We start from the raw sequence: 20144 nt of genomic DNA on the forward strand, positions 1-20144 counted from the left end.
CTGGCTTCGGCTGATGTCTCTGGCCGGGCAGTGTGCCGCAAAGCGTCGCGCTGCGCTTGCATGAGCGTGCTCAGCCACGCGGACGGAGGATGAACAGGATCAGCGCGGCCAGCGGTGGCAGGGCCGCCATGCAGGCGAACAATGGCCAGCCGACGTGCTCGTAGAGCGGGCTGGCGATCAGCGAGCCCAGGGCGCCGCCCACGAAGATGCTGGTCATGTACACCGCATTCAGTCGGGCCCGGCTATGCGGATCCAGGGCATAGATTTCGCGCTGGCCAAGCACCATGTTCAGTTGCACGGCAAAGTCCAGGGCCACCGCCGTGACCACCATCCACAACCAGCCAGCCCCGGACAGCGAACCGGCGATCAGCGACAGCGGCGCCAGCAGCAAGGCCGCCAGGGTGCCGCGCACGCCATGTCCGGCGTCGGCCAGGCGCCCGGCGATCGGCGCCGCGATCGCGCCCACCGCGCCGACCAGGGCGAAGATCGCCACTTCGGTCTGGCTGAAGCCGTAATGCCGCACCAGCTCGATCGGAGCGATGGTCCAGAAGCTGCTGAACGCGGCGAACAACAACCCCTGGTACAGCGAGCGCTCGCGCAGCACCGCGTAACGCCGGGCCAGGGTGAACACCGAGCCGATCAGTTGCGCGTAGCTGGCCTGGTGCGTCGGCACCCGGCGCGGCAACAGCAGGCCCATGACCACGGCCATGAACGCCATCAGGCCAGCAGCGCCGAAGAACACCCCGCGCCAGCCGAACGCTTCGGCCAGGGTGCTGGAGATCGGCCGCGACAGCAGGATGCCCAGCAGCAGGCCGCTCATGATGTTGCCGACCACCCGTCCGCGAGAGGCTTCCGGCGCCATATGCGCAGCCAGTGGCACGAGGATCTGCACCGCCACCGACGTCAGGCCGATCAGCAAGGAACTGATCAGGAACAGCGATGGCGTGGTGCTCAGCGCTGCGCCCGCCAGGCACACGGCTGCCGCGAGGGTGAAGCCCACCAGCAGGCGGCGATTCTCAAGCAGGTCGGCCAGGGGCACGAGGAACAGCAGGCCGATCGCGTACCCGAACTGGGTCAGCGACACGATCAGGCTGGCATTGGCGCTGGACAGGCCGATCGACGGGGCGATCAGCTCGACGATCGGCTGGGCGTAATACAGGTTGGCGACCACCGCGCCACAGCAGATGGCCAGGAAGATCACCAGGGAACTGGACAGCGTGGGTGTCGCCAATGCCGAGCGGGACTCGGCAGCGACAGGATTGCCAAGGGACATGGCGGACCTCATCGAAAGGGCTGAACGGAATGGCACCAGAGTAGAGGGCCTGGCGCCACCACGGAATCCGTCCGCACGGCAAAACTGCGGTGCGCCGTGCGCAAAGCCGGTTGGTCCGGTCGTGGTTTTTTTCGCTTTTTTTGCAAGGTGCGACGCAGGCTGTCGCAGCCCCGCCGGATGATCGCCTCAACCCCGGTCAACGAGCGAACCGTCATGAAAGAACTGATCTGCTTCACCCTCGGCGTGGTCATCGGCGTGATCACCATGAAAAACCGCCAGGCCTTCAGCGAGCTGGAAAAGGAACTGGAGCGGGAAAAGTCCCGTAATAGCGCCGGACAACACGGCGCAGCCTGAACCTTCGACGGATGAACTATTGGCGGAGTGCACAAGATGATGTTAAAAGGCCACAAAGGAATGTTCGTCGCACCCGCGAACTTTCAAGGCAGATCGGATTCTTCCCCCATGTCAGATCCCAAGGACCGGTTGTTCAGGCATTTGGCATTGCTACGCCTGATTCCCCGTGCGCCGAAAAGCATCTCCACCACCGAGCTGCTGAAAAAGCTCAAGGCCGAAAATTTCGATATCGACCAGCGAACCCTGCAACGCGACCTGATCGGACGCCTGGGCCTGGACTTCCCCCTCGACTGCGATGAAAGCCGCAAGCCGTTTCGCTGGAGCTTTCCCAGCGACATGCCGCGCTTCGATTTCCCGGCGCTGGACACCCCGACGGCACTGGCCTTCGCCCTCGCGCAAAGCCACCTGAACAAGGTGTTGCCGCCGAGCATCCTTGAGCTGCTCGCGCCGCACTTCGACCTGGCCCACCGGCAATTGCAGGGCCTGGAGCACAACCCCCTGGCCAACTGGCCCGGGCGCGTGCGGGTGATCCCGAACGGCAAGGCCCTGCTGCCGGCAGCCGTGGAAGCCACGGTGTGGAGCGAGGTGGCCATGGCAGTGCTCGAAAGGCGGCAACTGGACATCCGCTACCACAGCCGCAGCAAGGCCGAGCACAAGGCCCTGCGCATTCACCCCAGCGGCATCGTGTCGCGCCATGCGGTCAGCTACCTGGTCGGCCGGGTCGAAGGCTACAGCGACGTGCGCCAGTTCGCGATGCACCGCATCCAGCAGGCGACCTGTCTGGACCAGGCCTGTGTCGAGCCGGCCGGCTTCGAGCTGGACACCTTCATCCGCAGCGGCTTCAACCACAAGGGCCAGATCGGCCAGCAGCGCCTGGTTGCCGATGTCGCGCCGTCGATCGCCTGGATGCTGCACGAAACCCCGCTGAGCGCCGAACAGTCCCTCACGCCGCTTGCGGGCAGCGATTGGCAGCGCCTGCAGGCCACGGTACCGGACGACCAGGAAACCTTCTGGTGGGTCTTTGGCCTCGGCGAGAGCATCCGCCTGCACGAGCCGCAACCCTGGATCGACGCGATCAAGGACAAGCTGGACAAAGTCACCGCCCTGTATGCAACGCCGGCCAACCCCGGCCAGCCCTCTTCCACCTGCGACCCGTTTTGAGGAGCGCGCATGAACTTCAATGACATTGCCCCCGTGCCTACCGCGGACACCGAGGAGCAACCGCTCGCGCCAGCGGATCGCGAGGCCATCGCCCGCGACCGGGCCAACACCGCCACCGCGCTGTCGGCCAGCGAAACCGTGTCGCGCTACGGCAGCGCCAACGCCGAATTCGTCAAGGCCTACACCGGCGTCGACAACGAACACGGCGTCAAGCTGAGCAAGGGCCTCAAGGGCATCAGCCAGGAGAACACCGGGGTCAAGCACCGCGCCGGCTGGGCGGCGGAAGTCTCCAGCACCAGCCGCGAGAACGCCGAGGCGATCATCAACAAGTCGAGCGAGCGCAGCATTCGCAGCGATGATCTCAAGCACTACGGCATCGAGACCGACGGCAAGTACCGCGAGGCGGTGGACCGGGTACGGGTGAAGGACGGCGAGATCGTCTACGAAGCCCAGACCAAGGTCGAGGCCAACGGCAACCGGGTGGCCAACCAGGTCAGCCACGAGGACCACAAGTACAGCAAGTACTTCGGCAAGAAGCTCGAACTGCCCACCGAACAGGTGGAGGAAGCCAAGACCTACTGCCGTACCCGTGCGCAGAACCTGCGAAACCGCGCCGACAAGCTCGATAGCGAAGGCAAGCCCGAAGTGGCCGCCAAGTTCCGCGAGCGCGCCGAGCGCTTCGACAAGCTGGCCGACGAAGACATCGTCGACCTCGGCCTGGATACCGCCCAGGCCATCGACTACGCCGAGCGTCCGCTGCGCGAAACCCTCAAGGACATCGCCCGTACCAGCCACCGCGCCGGTGTCGAAGGGGCCAAGTATGGTGCGCTGATCGGCGGCAGCATCTCCTTGCTGACCAACGCATTCAAGGTGGCCCAGGACACCAAGGAGCTGGGCGAGGCCGCCCAGGACGTAGTGCTGGACACCGCCAAGGCAGCGGCACTGGGCTATGGCACCGCGTTCGCCGGCTCCGCACTCAAGGGCGCCATGCAGCAGTCCAGCAGCCAGACCCTGCGCACCCTCGCCGGCACCAACGCGCCCGCGCTGGTGGTGAACATCTGCCTGTCGCTGACGACCTCCATTCATCGCTACATCAAGGATGAGATCAGCGAAGCGCAACTGCTCGAAGAAATCGGCGAGAAAGGCGCGGGCATGCTGTCGAGCAGCATGATGGCGGTGCTGGGCCAGATTGCCGTGCCGATTCCCTTCGTCGGCGCTGCCATTGGCGGCATGATCGGCTACACCCTGTCGTCGAGCTTCTACCAGTGCGCCTTCGAGGCCGCCCGCGACGTGGAATTGTCCCGCCGGCAACTGGCCCGCGTGCAGATGATCCAGGAAGCCGCCCGCGAGCGTATCGCCGAGGAACAAGCCCGTCTCGATGAATTCACCCGCCGCGAGATCCCGCAGTTGCGCACGGAAACCGCGCAGCTGTTCGTCGCGGTGAACGGCGCGGACAGCGATGCCTTCGCCGTCGCCATCAACCAGTACGCCACCCTGCTGGGCAAACAGCTGGCGTTCAGCTCGCAGAGCGAATTCGACACCTTCATGGACAGCGATGCCCCTCTGGTGCTCTGACCCTACGCCTGCTCCCGGAAAAAGGACCCTATGCAATGCTCATGAAGTTCCTGTCCCGATCGGACAAGCAACACCTCATCGACCTGGCGAAACTGCTCGCCATCGCCGACAAGCCGCTGCGCTGGGATGGCAAGACCCGTGACCAGCTCACCTCCAGCAGCAACCTCGACGCCCTGACCATCGTCACCGGCGATGCCGAACGCGAGCTGATCGACGAACTGGTGCAGTCCACCGGCAGTGCTTCGGCCTTCGATAGCTTCTTCTCCTCGTCCTGCAACGTGGAACGGCGCCTGATCGATGCGCTGAAGAAGCTGCCGATGATCGTCGCCGAGAAACCGGAATATCGCGTCCAGGCAGCCACCAGCGTACTGCGCGAGCTGCTCAATGCGACCAGGTTCGAACTGCCGTCCACATCGAAGGTGGTGCTGTTCGAACTGTTCCTGGTGGCCCTGCGCGACGGCCACATTTCCAGCGTGGAATGGGCCCTGCTAAAGGAATTCCAACTGCACCACAAGCTGGAAGACTTCATCTTCGACGACCTCCTGGAACGTGCCGAAACCATGAACCGTGAAGTCAGCAAAACCATCTCGCTCATTCTCGAATAAGGACACGAGCCCATGCCAATTCCACTCATCATCGGTGCGGTCGCTGCGGCGGCCGGCATCTACGGCGCGGTCAAAGGCGTCAGCGGCGCCATGGACCACAGCGAAGCCAAGGACCTCAATGCCAGTGCCGGCTCGATGGTCGATGCCGCCAACGCCAAGGTCGAGGAGCAGCGCACCAAGACCAACGCCACCCTCGAAGACTACGGCCAGCGCAAGCTGCGTGCCTTCAACGGCGTGGTCGACGAGTTCATCGAAACCTTCGAACGCCTGAAGAACGTCGAGCTCAGCCAGAGCCCGGAACTGGACAAGCTCAACGCTGGCGACTTCACCGGCAAGACCCTGGCCGGCCTGCGCCAGGACTACCAGGCCCTCAAGGACGCCGGCCTCGGCCTCGGTGCCGGCATGACCGGCGGCGCGGCCTTGGCCTTCGGCGCCTACAACGGCACCATGCTGCTGGCCACGGCGAGCACCGGTACCGCCATCTCCTCCCTGGGCGGCGTAGCCGCGACCAACGCCACCCTGGCCTGGCTGGGTGGCGGGTCGCTGGCGGCCGGTGGCTATGGCATGGCCGGCGGCATGATGGTACTGGGCGGCATCGTCGCCGGCCCGGCCCTCGCGATCTTCGGCCACGTGCTCGGCAGCAAGGGCGAGGAAGCCCTGAACACTGCGCGCAGCAACATGGAACAGGCCCGGACCATCCACGAGCAGGCCAAGCTGATGGCCGGCAAGCTGCAAGCCATCGATGCGGTGACCTCGCTGGCCAACACCACCTTCTCCAACATCAGCTCGCAGTTGCGGCGTAGCGTCAGCGAGCTGAAGAAGGTGATCGAGAACAACGGCGTCGACTACCGCGCCTTCTCTGAAGAAAGCAAGAAAGTGGTGTTCCGCGCGGTCAAGTTCGCCCAGCTGATCAAGGCGATGATCGACACCGCCATCCTCGACGAAGCCGGCAACCTGGTGCTGTCGACCGAGAAGCGCATCAAGGATGTCGCCGCGGTAGCCAGCGGACAGAAAGCCAGCCTCGACGCACCTGTCGCGTAAGGCAATGGCCCGCGCCTGGCGCGGGCCACTTCGAGCGACCGCCATGCCTTGCCAGATCACCTCGCCCTTCCCCTGCACCCAGTGCGGCTTGTGCTGCCAGCACGTGGACATGGCCGATGAAACCCGTTTCCTCGACCGTGGCGACGGCACCTGCCGGCACTACGACGCCAACAGCAAGGGGTGCGGGATCTACCAGGACCGCCCGGATATCTGTCGGGTGGACCTGCAGTTCACCGAGCGTTATGCCCGTGACTACAGTTGGGATGAGTTTGTGCGGCTGAACCTGGAGATCTGTAGTTATCTGCAGCACCAGCACGCCGTGACGACCATTCCCCTGGTCGCGGTGGACTGACGAGTACTTGTGGGAATCCGCCCAGCCTTTTCGGGCTGCGCTGTCGCACAGAGAACAGTTCCAAGGCACAACGCGTACCCTGTGGGAGCGGGTTTACCCGCGATGGCTATAGTGAATTCACTACAGCAATCGCGGGTAAACCCCCACAGGACGCTTACTCTGCCTAGGTTAGAGCGGTTGCACCAACCGTGATCAGCGATAGCGTTCCAGCCAGTGCGCATAAGGCGCCGGCAGGGTCCACGACGCTTTGTCCACACCCAGCTCCTTGGCCGCGAAGTATGCCCAATGCGGATCCGCCAGATGGGCGCGGCCCACCGAAACGATATCCAGTTGCCGCGAGCTGACCGCTTCTTCCGCCAGTTGCGGGGTACCAAAGCCCCAGGCCGAGGTCACCGGGATACCGGCTTCGTCACGCACCCGGCGCGATACTTCACCGAGGAAGGCCGGCCCCCACGGAATGTTGGTTTCAGCGATGGTGAAGCCGACACTGACGCTCAGCAGGTCAAGCCCACCGGCCTTGAAACGACGGGCCAGTTCGATGGACTCAGCGAGGGTCTGCTCGTCGCGGCCGTCGTATTCGATCACCCCGAAACGGGCAGTCAGCGGCAGGTGCTCGGGCCAGACTTCACGCACGGCGGCCAAGGTTTCCAGAAGGAAACGGCTGCGGTTGTCGAAGCTGCCACCATAGGCATCGGTGCGCTGGTTGGAGTGCTCGGAGAAGAAGCTCTGGGCCAGGTAGCCATGGGCGAAGTGCAGCTCGATCCACTCGAAGCCGGCGTCGCGGGCACGGCGCGCGGCATCGACGAAGTCCTGGCGGACCCGGGCGATATCGTCGAGGGTCATTTCACGCGGGGTTTTCGGCAGATGATGACCGAAAGCAATGGCGGACGGGGCGATGGTCTGCCAGCTGCGGGCGTCGGACTCGGCCATATGGTCGTCGCCTTCCCATGGGCGGTTGGCGCTGGCCTTGCGCCCGGCGTGGGCGATCTGGATGCCCGGCACCGAGCCTGCCGCCTTGATCGCCTTGACTACCGGCACGAAGGCCTGGGCATGGGCATCGCTCCAGATCCCGGCGCAGCCCGGGGTGATGCGGCCTTCAGGGGCGACCGCCGTGGCTTCCACCACGACAAGGCCAGCGCCGCCACGGGCCATGCTGGCGTAATGAACCTGGTGCCAGTCGTTGATAACGCCGTCCTCGGCCATGTACTGGCACATCGGAGGAATGGCGATGCGGTTGCGCAGGGTGACGTCCTTGAGGGTGAAAGGCTGGAAAAGTGCAGTCATGCGGAAGCTCCTGGGAGAGGACATGGATAGTTACGATTGTTCGATAGTATTCGAACTTTGGCATTTAGTGAAGCCTCCGGTATGATCCGCCCCATGCGTGCCTACAAACATCCAGACCCACAAGACTTCGTCCTCGAGCGCGTGCTCTATGCGCTGAGCGATCCCGTGCGCATGGAAATCGTCCGGACCCTGGCCAACTGCACCGAAGCCAGTTGCGGCGACCTGGACGGAGGGCGGCCGAAGTCGAGCATGTCCCACCACTTCCGGGTATTGCGCGATGCGGGGCTGGTGCAAACGCGCGCGGTGGGCACCACCCACATGAACTCCCTGCGCATCGAGGCGCTGGACGGGCGTTTCCCGGGGTTGATCGGGGCGATTCTGCAGCACGTCTGATCTTCCGAATTTGTGCTGTTGCTGATGGCCCTATCGCTGGCAAGCCAGCTCCCACAGGGTCTTCGCCACACCTGTGGGAGCTGGCTTGCCAGCGATTAGGCCCTCGAGTTTACCCTCCCAGGCGTCTGAATCCCCACCCACCAACCAGCACCACCATCACCCCTGCAATCACCGCGACCTCGAACCCCGACCACCCCAGATCCACCCCCTGCCCCGCCAGCGCCGCGCCCATTGCCACGCCGATATTCAACCCCGCCAGCAACCAGGTCATGCCCTCGGTCAAGCGCTGCTCCGGCACACTGCGCTCGATCAGCGACATCGCCACGATCATGGTCGGCGCGAAAGACAGTCCGGCAATGAACACCGCCAGCGCCAGGCCCGGAATCGACCCGGCGAACCACACCGGCAAGGTGCTCGCCGCCGTCGCCAGGGCTCCGATCAACAGCAACCGCGGCAAAGGCTGGTTCAACTTCAACGCACCGAACACCAACCCCGCCAGGCACGACCCCATCGCATACGCCGACAACACCAGGCTCGCCGCCCCCGCTTGCCCGCGCCCACTGGCGAAGGCCACGCTGGCGATATCCACGGTGCCGACGATCACCCCCATCGCCATCATCAACAGGGTCAGCAGGCGAACCTCGGCAACACGGATCAGTGAAGTACGCTCGCCCTGCCCGGGTGCCAGGACCGGCGGCTCGCTGCCTCGCTGCATCACCAGCGCGCTCACGCCCAGCGTCAGTAATAGCGCCGCCAGCAACGGCCCGGCCTGGGGAAACAGCGCGACACAGAGGCCCACCGACAACGGCGGCCCGACGATGAAGGTCAGTTCATCCAGCACCGTCTCCAGCGAATAGGCGGTCTGCAACTCCGCTCGGCCGCGATAGAGCACGGTCCAGCGCGCCCGCACCATTGCCGACAGGCTGGGCATGGCGCCGGCCAGCAATGCGCCGAGGAACAGGCTCCAATCCCCCAGCGGCCACCAGGTCCCGGCCAGCAGCAAGGCCGATCCGCTAACGCTGACCAGCGTCGCCAAAGGCAACACCCGGGATTGCCCCTGGCGATCCACTAACCGCGAGATCTGCGGCGACAGCAGCGCATAGGTCATCACGAAGGTCGCGGCCAGCGCGCCGGCCAACGCATAGCTGCCGCGCAACTGGGAAACCAGGGTGATGATGCCGATTCCGGTCATCGGCAGTGGCAGCCGCGCCAGCAATCCAGCCAGGGCAAAACCGCGGGTGCCGGGAAGGTTGAACAGTGATCGGTAAGGGTTGGCCATCTTGCGCTCCTTTGCCTGTCCGCTTGCCTTCGAACAGGCATGCGGGGAAGATACATACAACGCGTATGTTTAAAAGCCTATTTACATACGGTACGTATGTAAACCCCCAAAGGAGTGTGCCAATGGCCCGTCGCACCCGCGCCGATATGGAACAAACCCGCGCCACCTTGCTGGCCGTGGCCCGTCAGCTCTTCAGCGAAACCGGCTATGCCGAGGCCTCGATGGACGACCTCACCGCCCGTGCCGGGCTGACCCGGGGTGCGCTGTATCACCATTTCGGCGACAAGCAGGGCTTGCTGGCGGCGGTCGTGGCGCAAATCGACGCAGAAATGGATGAACGCTTGAAAGCGCTTTCCGACCAGGCGCCAACACCGTGGGACGGGTTTCTCGAACGCTGCCGGGCGTACCTGCGCATGGCCCTGGAGCCGGAGATCCAGCGCATCGTCTTGCGCGATGCGCGGGTGGTGCTGGGCGCCCGGGAGGAGGAGCGCTGCATTGCGTCAATGCGGGAGTTGATCGAGCAAAGCGCAATCGTCGGCGTCGATGCCGAGGCGCTGGCAAGGATGGTCCATGGAAGCCTCACCGAAGCAGCGTTCTGGATTGCTCGCGGGGAAGATGATGCAGCGCGACTGGAGCAGGCCGGAGCGGCGCTGGATCTGCTGTTACGCAATCTATCGCCGGAATGATGGCTGCCGGGCTGGCGAGCGAGGTACAGCGCCTTGTCGAGGGACAGCCTTTCGAGAATTCCGAGGACCGGGGTGGATCGGGGACAATATCTGCCAAACGATTCCCACACCCAATCGAACCGCATTACCTGACATTTCTGCCAGTAGACAACGGATGTCTGGCATTCAATATGGAGGCGTCATGTCCAAGTCAATGGACAAGACCTAGAACTCACATGCCCAAGGAGATACAAAATGCCAGATTTCACTTACTCAGCAGTAGCACTGCAGAGCGGTCAAAGAAAATATGGAACCTTGACGGCCGCCAACAAGGAAGAAGCGGAAAAAAAGGTCATAGCCCTGTTTCCCTCTGGTAGTGGTGAAGTGAATGTCGTATTCATGGCTGACACCCCCTCCCCCCTTACAAAACCGTATCTCTCCGGCGACCCGGTGGGTGGCAGCGAATAGTCAACGGCTCTTGATGCCTAGATCCTCCCACGCCTAGCCGCTGATCCCGCGGTCCAGCGGCTCACTCCGCCGCCGAAACCCGCCACACCCTCCGGCCTGCCGACTCGCGAAGCACACGCACACGCCGCCATCACCGCCAGCACCATCGGCAATCCTTCCGGCGCCACGTTCATCGCCGCGCCACTGACCAGCGGCCCGATCAGGCTGCCCACGCCCCACGACTTCCCGAAATCTGTAGTGGCCGCCTGCACTTGGATCAATCACCGATCAGCATCTATAGGGCAGCAGCCGGTAAGCGATGAATCGCGTAGGAGCTGGCTTGCCAGCTCCTACAGGGTTTTGCGCCAATCAATGATGATGCGTTTGATCTTGGGATCAGACCACCACCGCCCGGTGGTTTACGCACACGTTCAGCAACGCCTGCGCAATCCTTATCTGCAACACGGAATCGCCAATCAGGGTTTCCTGCTTGAGCGGCGCGTCTTCCGCTGCCTCGCGGGCGTTATCGATGGCTCTGGTCAAATGCTGGCGAGCGAGGTACAGCGCCTCGTCGAGGGACAGCCCTTCGCGGATGCAGAGGACCGGGGGTGGATCGGGGACGAGCTTTTCATGGGCATCTCCTGAAGTCATCGGGGCTGCCATCGGCTCGCTGTCAAACGAGAGGGTGGCAACTGTGCGTGGGTTGACAGACCAGGGACTTCAGGAGAATTAACCCGGCGCACCCGCAGGTGCCCACACGCACAGCCGCCATAACGACCGTTTGCGTCAACTGAAGTATTCCTCGGCCTGTCAAAGCCGGTCGTCACTTTCGCAACGACCGCCGAAGACTAGGCACTGATCTCCAAGAGCGCAACGGACAATCAGGCGCGGAAGTATGCTTGGGAAATTGCCTACACAAAAGACGGAAATGTCCGGCTTTTCGTAGCTGAATACGACACCTTTCGTTCAAACAGGGCGGCGTTCGCCAGACAATCCCCAACGCGCCGCCGAACGACCGACCTGATATTTCTGCCAGTAGACAGCAGGCTGCATGCGCCCAAGATAGGAACCTGATCGCTCATCCAAAGCAGTACCGACCACGTCCCCATCACGGAGATTGGAAATGCGTAACTCCAAACGCGCCGCAAAAAACGGGAATCGACGCTTCAAAACCAAATCAGCCGTCGATGAGAAAGACGCGCAAACGCGAAGCGAGTCTTTGTTCGCCCAGGAATTGGAAGTCACTTTGAAAGAATGGAGCAGATCAGAAATAGGCTTCGGCGTTGCCCATATCTTCGCCAGCTTCGACGACACGTTCGCCCATGTAACGGACCTCACTGGCATGGAGACGGTCCGGCGTTGAAACTTGGTTTGTAACACCGACATTGGACGTTACCCGCTTCTCCACCTGGATCAATCCATCGATCAGCATCTGCTGACCGCTGGTAAGCGATGAATCGTGCAGTAGCCGTCACACGAGGATGGCAACTGTGCGCGGGCTGACAGACCAGGGACTAAGAACCCGGCGCACCAAAAGGTGCCCACACGCACAGCCGCCATAAGGACAACCAGCGTCTTAGATCCACAGGGCCTGTCAAAGCCCATCGTCACTTGCGCAACGACCGCTCAAGACTAGGCACTGATCTCCAAGAGCGCAACGGTCAATCAGGCGCGGAAGTACACTTGGGAAATTACCTACACAGAGGACGGAAATGTCCGGTTTTTCGTGGCTTTATGCAACATCCTACGAGCGACCAGGTCGATCTCTGCCTGGTAATGCCCACGCTTAACTCCCAACAGGCAACCTGTTATTTATGCCAGTAGACAACTCTTATCAGGCATTCATTATGGAAAACCGGCCAGCTTGTGCTTACGACGCGTACAGCAGGTCAGTAAACAAATGATACGAACGCCAGGAGATAGAAAATGCCGGAGTTTATCTATGAAATAACCACAAAGAGCGGAACCGTCATAAATAACGGGACCTTGACTGCCCCCGACCTTCAGACAGCCGAACGCGCACTGAGGAATGTGGCCTCCGCAGAGGCCAACATATCTATCCGTGAAAGCACCAACACAAGCACGTTAAAGGACATTCAGGGTCTGGATTCTCTTACCACGGTCGAACAAGCGGAGCTCCTCAAGCAGATAGACGATCAGTGGAAACATTAGGGCAAGACAGCCGCTGATCCCGCCGTCCAGCGGCTCACTCCACCGCCGAAACCCGCCAAACCCTCCTGCTCGCCGACTGCGCAAAGCACACGAACAACGCCGCCATCACCGCCAGCGCCATCGGCAGCCCTTCCGGCGCCACGTCCATCGCCGCGCCACTGACCAGCGGCCCGACCAGGCTGCCCACGCCCCACAACAAGCCGACACTGGCATTGGCCGTGACCAGGTCCTGCCCCTTGAATTGCTGCCCGATCAGCACCAGCGCCAACGTATAAACCCCACCCGCCACCGCCCCGAGCAACACCAGCGCCGGCCAGAGCAGCCATTGCACCTGGATCAGCCACGGCAGGGCCAGGCCGATCAGCATCGCCAGCACGCCACATACCAGGTGCACCGTGGTTCGCTCGCAGCGGTCGGCGAGCCAGCCGATGGGCAACTGGAACAGCATGTCGCCGGTGAGGATCACCGTCACCATCAGCGCCGCGACGCCGACCGCGTAGGCGTGGTGGGTGGCGTAGACCGGCAGCAGCGAGAGGATCACCGCGTCGAAGAAGGAGAAGAACAGCACGCCCATGCACAGCGCCGGGGCGACGCGAAAGAAGCCGGCCAGGGAGAAACTCTTTTCGCCGTCCTCTCCATGTTCGACATGGTCGTTGGGCACCGTCCAGACGATGCAGGCCAGCGCCAGCGCATAGCCCACCGACACCATCAGCACCAGCCACGGCCCCTCGGCCCCGAGCAGCGAGAGCATGGCCGGGCCGAGCATCTGGCAGCCGGTGAAAGCGGTGGCGTACAGGGCCATGATCTTGCCGCGGTTGTGTTCTTCGCTCAGTTCATTGACCCAGGACTCGCCCAGGATGATCGCCACGCCCATGCCCAGGCCCAGCGCCAGGCGCAGCCCGGCCAACAGGTAGATCGAGGAAAACGCCCACTCGATCAGGCCGACGCTAAGGGCACAGACACTGAAACTGAGCAGGTAGATAGTGCGCCGGGTCAGGTGCCTGCAGCAGGCATCGACGAGAAACGCCGAGAGCATCATGCCGGCAGCCGGCATCGCCGAAAGAATGCCGATCTGCAGACTGCTGGCACCGGCCTGCAGCAAACGCAGGGACACCAGCGGCAAGGTCGCCCCCAGCGAGAAACCGACCACGGAAACGACGAACAGCACACCCACGAGAAAACGCTTGTTCACAACTCACTCCACCACCGCCGACGCGCAGGCTCGAAGCCTTGCGCGTGGGCGCACAGACGCTGAAATCGAAAGAAGACGAACGAGCCCGAAAGGCCCGCAGAGGTCAGGCGAATAGGCGGTGTGGCGAGAAGGTGAAGGCGAACAGCACGCTGCGCCGGCGCTTGAGCACGGTGTCCTGCGGCCAGGCACGGCGAAGGGCCCGGAAAAGGGGCAGCCTGGCAGTGAAAGGACGGACAACGGCGTTCATGTTCGGCAACAGCAAGGACGGAAAAGAGGGTCGGCACTCTAGGCCATGGCTGACACGCCCGTCAATCGCCCTCGCCCCACACCGGCAACTTCGGAGGACCTGATATTTCTGCCAGTAGATGGTGTTGGCTTGCGGGCGTAGAAAATTGATCTCAACCCATCTCTACGAGAACTGCTGATGAACGCTCCCCAAACCACCAGAAACCCAGGCGATCTCGATGTCGATTTCGGATTTTCGGGCAGGGCCCCCTTTCCGCCAGCCATGCGCAGCGGCAAATCGAAACTCCTCGGTGACCGCAGGATTCTTAGCGCCTGCTCCGACACCGTGACCCCGATGATCACCATGGCGCGCCATCTGTGGACCGGCGACCTTGATGTTTCATACGGCCCATCGGGCCTTGTCCACATCCAGCTACCGGAGGGTCCGGCCCCGAACACGGCCAATCTGGTCGAGCTCCTGGTACTGCCCGACGATAGCGCCCTTGTGTATGGCGCATTACGGGCCATGGATAAGGAGAAGTCGTTCGTGTTCCGGGTATTACCCAACGGAGAACTGGACGGCGCATTTGGCGTGGACGGCTTCTGCATCCTCGATTTTGGCGACCAAAGCGCCATCATCACCGCGCTGGAGTTGCTGGATGACGGCAAGATCATGGCGTGCGTGATCTCGCACAGAACCACTGCCCCCGCATTTCACGGCAGCTACCTGGTACGGCTGGATAACGGGGTCGTGGACACCACCTTCGGCGATAACGGCATGGGCTACGTCGAGGCCAGCAACCATCCACTGCGCCATCTGGCAGTGTCCGCAGATGGCGGCTACCTGCTGGCCGGCCGTTCCGATGACCTCGGCAAGGCCGAGTTCCGCCAGTATCACGCCGATGGCAGCCCTGATCTCGCCTTTGGTGAAAACGGCCAGGTGCTTCTGCCCCTTCCCCCGGGCCAGGCGGAAATCCTTCAGGTGAAAGTGCAAACGGACGGCAGGATCGTCGGGGTCGGCATGGCCAACGTCGGCTTCGGCAATCACACGCTGACCACCCGACTGAATCCCGACGGCAGTCTGGACAGCACGTTCAACAACGGCGAACCGAAGATCATGGTCTTCCAGGGCCACGAAACACAGAGTACCGGCGTCGATTTTCTGCCCGACGGCAAGATCGTGACAGCAGGCTACACCACCTACCCGATCGACGTGATTCTGATGCGCATGGAACCCAACGGCATGATGGACATGAGCTTCGGTATCAACGGCCAGGTCATAAGCGATCTGGGTGGGCAGGAAACCTGCGAGGGCGTGGAGGTCCAGGACGATGGCAAGATCCTGGCATCCGGTAGACGTATCACCGACTTGCCATTCAACCACTTGTTCCTTGCCCGCTATCTCGGCTGACTCGTCTGTAACGCCGGCCCTTGCCCGGTTGCAACAAGGCAAGGGCCGGCAGACCTGATATTTCTGTCAGTAGATGAAAGCGAAGCCTGGGCGTAGAAACTGGATTTCTATCCAACTCCGCAAAGGAACCTCTCATGAACGCCACCCAAGACACCCGCAAACCTGGGGATCTGGACCTCCATTTCGGCACCCTGGGCCAGCTCTTCTTCCCACTCGACACCCGCACTGGCCAGTCGAAGCGACTTAGCGACGGCAAGATCCTCAGCGTCTGCAATGGCCTCGAAGCCGACCTCCTCATCGTGCTGCGCCACCTGCAGGACGGTGCGCCCGATACGTCGTTCGGTGATGAAGGCGTAGTCCGGATCCGCCTGCAGGAATGGGATATGTTCGAGCTGCTGCAACTGCGTGTGCTGGCCGACGACAGCGTCCTGGTCTATGGCGCGCTGGGCCGGCTGGGCGACCACAACACCTTCGTCTGCAAGCTGTTACCCAGTGGAGAACTGGACCGCAGCTTCGGCGTGAACGGCTTCTGCATCTTCGGCCTTGGCGACGTCAGCAACCTCATCACGGCCCTGGAGCCGCTGGATAACGGCAAGGCTATCGCCTGCGTGATTTCGCAACGGAACAACCCGCCGTTCTATGGCACTTATTTGGTCATGCTGAATAACGGGATTCTGGACCCTGGCTTCGGAGACAACGGACTGGGCTACGTAGAGGCCAGCGACACCCCACTGCGCAGGCTGGCAGTGACCGCCAACGGCGGCTACCTGCTAGCCGGTCACTCCGATGACTTCAGCAAGGCCGTGTTTCGCCAATACCACCCCGACGGCAGCCCCGATCTCGGTTTCGGACAAAACGGCGAAGTCGCCCTCCCGCTTCCGCCCGGCGAGGCGGAAATCTTCCAGGTCAAGGTGCGCGCGGACGGCAAGATCGTCGGCGTCGGCGGTGCAAGTGTTGGTCTGGGCGCACATACACTGGTCGCCCGCCTGAACACCGATGGCAGCCTGGACAGCACGTTCAACAACGGCGAACCGAAGATCATGGTGTTTCAGGGATACGAAACCCTTGCTACCTGCGTTGCCCTTCTGCCTGACGACAAACTCCTGGTAGCCGGCCATACCTACGATCCGCGCGACGTGATCCTGATGCGCATGGAAGCCAACGGCAACCTCGACATGGACTTCGGTATCCGCGGCCAGGTAGTCAGCAACCTCGGCGGGCAGGAGATTTGCGAAGTCGTGGAGCTGCAGGACGACGGCAAGATCCTGGCTTCCGGACAGCGCAACCGGGAAACGCCGAACAAGACGATGTTCCTTGCCCGGTATCTGGGCTGACGGAGCGAGGTCGCCGGTCATTTCTTCCCGGCACCCTGTAAACAAGCCCCTACTCCAGAACAAGGAACGATCATGGCGAATCAACACAGCGGCAAAAATCCCGGAGACCTCGACATCGATTTCGGCCAGAACGGCTTCATGCCCTTCCCCGAGCACCTTGACTTTGGCCAGTCGAGATTGCTGCAGGACGGCAGGATCCTGACCGCCGGCTCGCGCAGGGACGGCCAGACCCTCGTGCTGGTTCGCCACCTGACTACCGGCCTGCTCGACACCTCGTACGCCGAGCAGGGCATCGCGTACATCACTCCGCCTTTTGCGCGAGACCTCCTGCCCAAAGGGCTTTGGCTGCTGCCCGACGGCAGCGCCTTGGTCCATTGCGGCGTTGGCAATCTCGTACAGAACGACGCGCTCGTCCTGCGGGTAACACCCAATGGTGACCTGGACACCAGCTTTGGCGTTGCCGGGTACTGCGTCCTCAACCTGGGCGGCGGGACTACCAACATCGCCGGCGGAGGTGTTCTGAGCGATGGCAGGATTATTCTTGCCTTGCTGGCCCAGAGGCCTGGCTCTCCCTCCCCGTGGATCTATCTGGCGCGTCTGGACAACGGGCATCTGGACCCGTCGTTCGGCGACAACGGTTCGGGGCTGATCCATGTCGGCGAAGACCTGGTGAGCAGCGTGATCGTGCTGCCGAACGATGGCGTGATGCTGGTCGCCCCAACGGACTTCGACTACGTAAAAGTGCTGCTCCTGCAATTCCTCGCCGATGGACGCCCAGATCCGGCATTCGGCGACGATGGCATGGCAAGCCTGACCCTGGCCGACGGCCATGTGGATATCCAGAGCCTGGTGCGACAAGCCGATGGAAAACTGCTGGCTGCGGGCTCAGGCGACTATGGCGCCGACCTGTACACCTTGACCACGCGCCTTAATCCCCATGGCAGTCGGGATGAAAGCTTCAACAATGGCAATCCAAGGCTTACGGCGTTTCCGGGGTACGAAACCATCAGCCTGGCCTGTGCACTGCAAGGCGACGGCAAGATCGTAACGGGTGGTCACTCGTTGGGCAGCCTGGAAACCTACAACGTTGTGCTGATGCGCTTCCTGGCCAACGGCGAGCTGGACAACGGCTTCGGCAACAATGGCCAGGTAATGACCAACCTGGGTGGAGTGGATGAATGCTACCAGGTGGAAATCCAGCGTGACGGCAAGATCCTGGCCAGCGGAGCAAGCCGCCTGAACCCGAATGGAACCGCTTACTTCGTAGCACGTTACCTTGGCTGAAGGACAAGCGGGCAGGCCTACCTGATATTTCTGTCAGTAGACGGCCATCATTCCAAGGCTTAAAAAACAGACTCCGTACCCAAGCTCCGCAGGCCCGACCATGGCAACCCAAAACAACAACCAAGCCGCGTTCGCTTCCGCCGATTTCCTGCCGCTGCCGTCCAACACGCACTGGGAACAGTCGGTGCGGCTGCCCGACGGCAAGATCCTCATGGCCGGCATCGACCGGGACGCCGAGGCCTTCATGCTGGCTCGCCATCTGAAGAATGGCGCACTGGACGAAACCTTCGGCGACGCCGGTATCCAGCGTATCGCTGCTGATGTTGCCCGCGATGTGACCCATTTGTCGCTGGAGCTTGAGGCCGATGGCCGCCTGATGCTCGAAGGCACCCTGGGCGACCGCTTCAATGCCCGTAGCGGCTCTTGCCTGCTGTGGGTGCGGCCAACGACGGTTGCCTGGGTGCACTTGGGAGTGGACGCCTTCCTGAGCATTTCCCGCTCGCCACTGGCCAGCGAGTTGCTGGTACCTTCCAACGTGGGCTGCCCGGTACCTATGACTCAGTGAGGCGCAGCGGGCTCTTCCTGCCCGCCCTGCACCAGCCGGTTGCGTCCGCCCTGCTTGGCCCGGTACAGCGCAAGGTCGGCCACGCGCAACAAGGCACCGAGGGCGACGCTGTTATCGGGGCGGTCAGGGTCGTGGCTGGCACTGCCGATGCTGAGGGTCACCCGCTGCAGCGGACTCGCCAGATGTTCCAGATGGGCATCGAAGACCTCCCGACAAAGATCCCGGGCAACGCTGCGAGCGCCATGGACGTCGGTGTCCGGCAGGATCACCGCGAATTCTTCGCCGCCGTAGCGGCAGACCTGGTCGCCCGGCCTTTGCAAGGACTGGCCCAGGAGCACGGCGATACGCCGCAGGCATTCGTCTCCAGCCTGGTGCCCATAGTGATCGTTGAACACCTTGAAGTGGTCCACGTCCACCATCAGCAGCGACAGCGGCCGGCCTTCGCGGCGGGCGCGGGCCTTTTCCTGCAATAGCGCTTCGTCGAAGCGTCGGCGATTGGGCAATCCGGTGAGGAAATCCTCGCTCGCCAGGGCCTGCAGGCGCGCATTGGCCTCGGCCAGTTGCGCGTTGCTTTGTGCCAGGGCTTCGCGCATCAGGCGTTGCTCGGTGATGTCGCTGAAGGCCAGGGTCATGCCGAGGATCTGCTGGTCCAGGTCCCGGACCGCGCCGATACTCAGCAGATAGGTGCGCTCGCGCCAGTCCAGTTCGCGATCGGCAACGGTCCGGCCGAGTTCCAGCTCGGCCAGGCACTGCGCCAGATCGAGCTGCGGCATCAGCAGGGGCTGCCCCACCAGTTGCGTCGCATCACCACCGAGCAACTGGCCCAGGGCATGGTTGACATTGACCAGTATCCCTTGCCGGTCCACCAGCCCAAGCGCCACCGAGGCCGCGGCGTACAAGGCTTCGAGTTGCACTTCGCGACGGTCCAGGGGACCGATGGCCGGTGTCACGTCGCGGTCGATGCCGCGATAGCCGATCAAGCTGCCCCGCTCATCGAACAGCGGAACCCCGCTGGTCTCCAGCACTACAAGACGGCCATCGGCACGCAGGTTGCGATTGATCAGGCCGGCGAACGGCCGCTGCTCGGCGACGATGCCGGCGAAGATCGCACCGACCCGCGCCGCCTCTTCGGCCGGCATGAAATCGAAGGGTGTCTTGCCCAGCACCTCGCTCGGCGCGTAACCGAGCATCTGCCGGCTGTGCTCGGAGCAGAAGGTGTAGCGGCCCTGGCTATCGACTTCCCAGAGCCAGTCGGAGTTGTGCGCGATGATTTCCCGCAGACGAAGGACTTCCTGTTCCTCGGGGAGCGGCTCGGGTACGGAAGCGTTGGGCATGGAAGGCGACTTCGACGAACGACCAGGCAATTGCAAAACGCCACGTTACTGGATCGAAGCCCTCGCGGGCAAATCCGGCGCAACCTGGCGGAACTGCCCTGTGCAGGCCGCCCGGCCGGTGAGTCAGGCTAAGCGGTTGAATGCGCGTAAAATTTTTTGAAAAAGAGTGTTGACAGATACCCGTTTCGAGCGAATAAT

Annotated in this window: 23 protein-coding genes; 16 read left to right on the forward strand and 7 right to left on the reverse strand. The window is 62.6% G+C overall.

The features are described 5' to 3' along the window. Positions 1–70: 70 nt before the first annotated feature. A complete protein-coding gene (locus N7650_RS08510) occupies positions 71–1273 on the reverse strand; it encodes an MFS transporter (RefSeq protein WP_009406537.1) in 1203 nt (400 codons plus the stop codon). A 213-nt stretch (positions 1274–1486) separates the two neighbouring features. On the opposite strand from N7650_RS08510, the gene N7650_RS08515 reads away from it, so the two are divergent. The 6 genes from N7650_RS08515 to N7650_RS08540 all read left to right on the forward strand — a co-directional run bounded on the left by N7650_RS08515 (position 1487) and on the right by N7650_RS08540 (position 6361). Further along, positions 1487–1627: a hypothetical protein gene (locus tag N7650_RS08515; RefSeq protein WP_279897861.1), complete on the forward strand. Its 141-nt coding sequence runs from the start codon at positions 1487–1489 to the stop codon at positions 1625–1627. 108 nt (positions 1628–1735) lie between these two features. Beyond that, positions 1736–2788 carry a WYL domain-containing protein gene (locus N7650_RS08520; RefSeq protein ID WP_037062133.1) on the forward strand — a complete coding sequence of 351 codons (1053 nt, stop codon included), beginning with the start codon at positions 1736–1738 and terminating at the stop codon, positions 2786–2788. A 9-nt stretch (positions 2789–2797) separates the two neighbouring features. After that, positions 2798–4363, forward strand: a complete 1566-nt coding sequence (locus tag N7650_RS08525) for a hypothetical protein (protein WP_279897863.1) — start codon at positions 2798–2800, stop codon at positions 4361–4363. A gap of 35 nt (positions 4364–4398) precedes the next feature. Next, complete coding sequence (locus N7650_RS08530; protein ID WP_009406533.1) at positions 4399–4968, forward strand: hypothetical protein; 570 nt, start codon at positions 4399–4401, stop codon at positions 4966–4968. 12 nt (positions 4969–4980) lie between these two features. Further along, positions 4981–6009, forward strand: coding sequence for a hypothetical protein (locus N7650_RS08535; RefSeq protein ID WP_279897864.1), 1029 nt, complete (start codon positions 4981–4983; stop codon positions 6007–6009). A 43-nt stretch (positions 6010–6052) separates the two neighbouring features. Beyond that, positions 6053–6361 carry a YkgJ family cysteine cluster protein gene (locus N7650_RS08540; protein ID WP_279897865.1) on the forward strand — a complete coding sequence of 103 codons (309 nt, stop codon included), beginning with the start codon at positions 6053–6055 and terminating at the stop codon, positions 6359–6361. 192 nt (positions 6362–6553) lie between these two features. On the opposite strand, the gene N7650_RS08545 is transcribed toward N7650_RS08540, so the two are convergent. Then, positions 6554–7645 (reverse strand): NADH:flavin oxidoreductase/NADH oxidase, encoded by a 1092-nt coding sequence (locus N7650_RS08545; protein ID WP_279897866.1) that lies wholly within the window; start codon positions 7643–7645, stop codon positions 6554–6556. Positions 7646–7702: 57 nt separating this feature from the next. Here N7650_RS08545 and N7650_RS08550 point away from each other — a divergent pair, with 57 nt between their 5' ends. After that, complete coding sequence (locus tag N7650_RS08550) at positions 7703–8038, forward strand: helix-turn-helix domain-containing protein (RefSeq protein WP_080604809.1); 336 nt, start codon at positions 7703–7705, stop codon at positions 8036–8038. A gap of 109 nt (positions 8039–8147) precedes the next feature. On the opposite strand, the gene N7650_RS08555 is transcribed toward N7650_RS08550, so the two are convergent. Then, positions 8148–9317, reverse strand: a complete 1170-nt coding sequence (locus tag N7650_RS08555) for an MFS transporter (RefSeq protein WP_279897867.1) — start codon at positions 9315–9317, stop codon at positions 8148–8150. A 122-nt stretch (positions 9318–9439) separates the two neighbouring features. On the opposite strand from N7650_RS08555, the gene N7650_RS08560 reads away from it, so the two are divergent. After that, positions 9440–10003, forward strand: coding sequence for a helix-turn-helix domain containing protein (locus tag N7650_RS08560; protein WP_279897868.1), 564 nt, complete (start codon positions 9440–9442; stop codon positions 10001–10003). Between the two features lie 234 nt (positions 10004–10237). Next, the gene (locus tag N7650_RS08565) at positions 10238–10450 is read left to right on the forward strand and encodes a hypothetical protein (RefSeq protein WP_279897869.1); all 213 of its coding nucleotides are present in this window, start codon (positions 10238–10240) and stop codon (positions 10448–10450) included. Between the two features lie 375 nt (positions 10451–10825). Here the strand turns inward: N7650_RS08565 and N7650_RS08570 are convergent, their stop codons facing one another. After that, positions 10826–11080 carry a hypothetical protein gene (locus N7650_RS08570; protein ID WP_009406524.1) on the reverse strand — a complete coding sequence of 85 codons (255 nt, stop codon included), beginning with the start codon at positions 11078–11080 and terminating at the stop codon, positions 10826–10828. A gap of 472 nt (positions 11081–11552) precedes the next feature. Here N7650_RS08570 and N7650_RS08575 point away from each other — a divergent pair, with 472 nt between their 5' ends. Then, the gene (locus N7650_RS08575) at positions 11553–11792 is read left to right on the forward strand and encodes a hypothetical protein (RefSeq protein ID WP_279897870.1); all 240 of its coding nucleotides are present in this window, start codon (positions 11553–11555) and stop codon (positions 11790–11792) included. A 563-nt stretch (positions 11793–12355) separates the two neighbouring features. Further along, positions 12356–12601, forward strand: a complete 246-nt coding sequence (locus N7650_RS08580; RefSeq protein WP_009406522.1) for a hypothetical protein — start codon at positions 12356–12358, stop codon at positions 12599–12601. Positions 12602–12635: 34 nt separating this feature from the next. Here the strand turns inward: N7650_RS08580 and N7650_RS08585 are convergent, their stop codons facing one another. Together N7650_RS08585 and N7650_RS08590 are read right to left on the reverse strand one after the other, a co-directional pair. Beyond that, positions 12636–13793, reverse strand: a complete 1158-nt coding sequence (locus N7650_RS08585) for an MFS transporter (RefSeq protein ID WP_279897872.1) — start codon at positions 13791–13793, stop codon at positions 12636–12638. Positions 13794–13896: 103 nt separating this feature from the next. Next, positions 13897–14040, reverse strand: coding sequence for a hypothetical protein (locus tag N7650_RS08590; protein WP_170394987.1), 144 nt, complete (start codon positions 14038–14040; stop codon positions 13897–13899). Positions 14041–14217: 177 nt separating this feature from the next. Between N7650_RS08590 and N7650_RS08595 the strand changes: the two genes are divergently transcribed. From N7650_RS08595 to N7650_RS08610, 4 genes are all read left to right on the forward strand, one after another. After that, positions 14218–15429: a hypothetical protein gene (locus N7650_RS08595; RefSeq protein ID WP_279897874.1), complete on the forward strand. Its 1212-nt coding sequence runs from the start codon at positions 14218–14220 to the stop codon at positions 15427–15429. Between the two features lie 134 nt (positions 15430–15563). Then, complete coding sequence (locus N7650_RS08600; RefSeq protein WP_009406518.1) at positions 15564–16763, forward strand: RTX toxin; 1200 nt, start codon at positions 15564–15566, stop codon at positions 16761–16763. Between the two features lie 72 nt (positions 16764–16835). Beyond that, on the forward strand, positions 16836–18047 hold the full coding sequence (locus tag N7650_RS08605; protein ID WP_279897875.1) for a hypothetical protein: 1212 nt from the start codon (positions 16836–16838) through the stop codon (positions 18045–18047). Between the two features lie 100 nt (positions 18048–18147). Further along, positions 18148–18612 carry a hypothetical protein gene (locus tag N7650_RS08610; protein ID WP_009406516.1) on the forward strand — a complete coding sequence of 155 codons (465 nt, stop codon included), beginning with the start codon at positions 18148–18150 and terminating at the stop codon, positions 18610–18612. Here the strand turns inward: N7650_RS08610 and N7650_RS08615 are convergent. Further along, complete coding sequence (locus N7650_RS08615; protein ID WP_009406515.1) at positions 18606–19946, reverse strand: sensor domain-containing diguanylate cyclase; 1341 nt, start codon at positions 19944–19946, stop codon at positions 18606–18608. The genes N7650_RS08610 and N7650_RS08615 overlap by 7 nt on opposite strands. Between N7650_RS08615 and N7650_RS08620 the strand changes: the two genes are divergently transcribed. Next, positions 19945–20106 carry a hypothetical protein gene (locus tag N7650_RS08620; RefSeq protein WP_158487742.1) on the forward strand — a complete coding sequence of 54 codons (162 nt, stop codon included), beginning with the start codon at positions 19945–19947 and terminating at the stop codon, positions 20104–20106. The two genes, N7650_RS08615 and N7650_RS08620, sit on opposite strands and share 2 nt — an antisense overlap. Positions 20107–20144 lie beyond the last annotated feature (38 nt).

The organism is Pseudomonas sp. GD04058, assembly GCF_029836855.1.
Classification (GTDB): domain Bacteria; phylum Pseudomonadota; class Gammaproteobacteria; order Pseudomonadales; family Pseudomonadaceae; genus Aquipseudomonas; species Aquipseudomonas bharatica.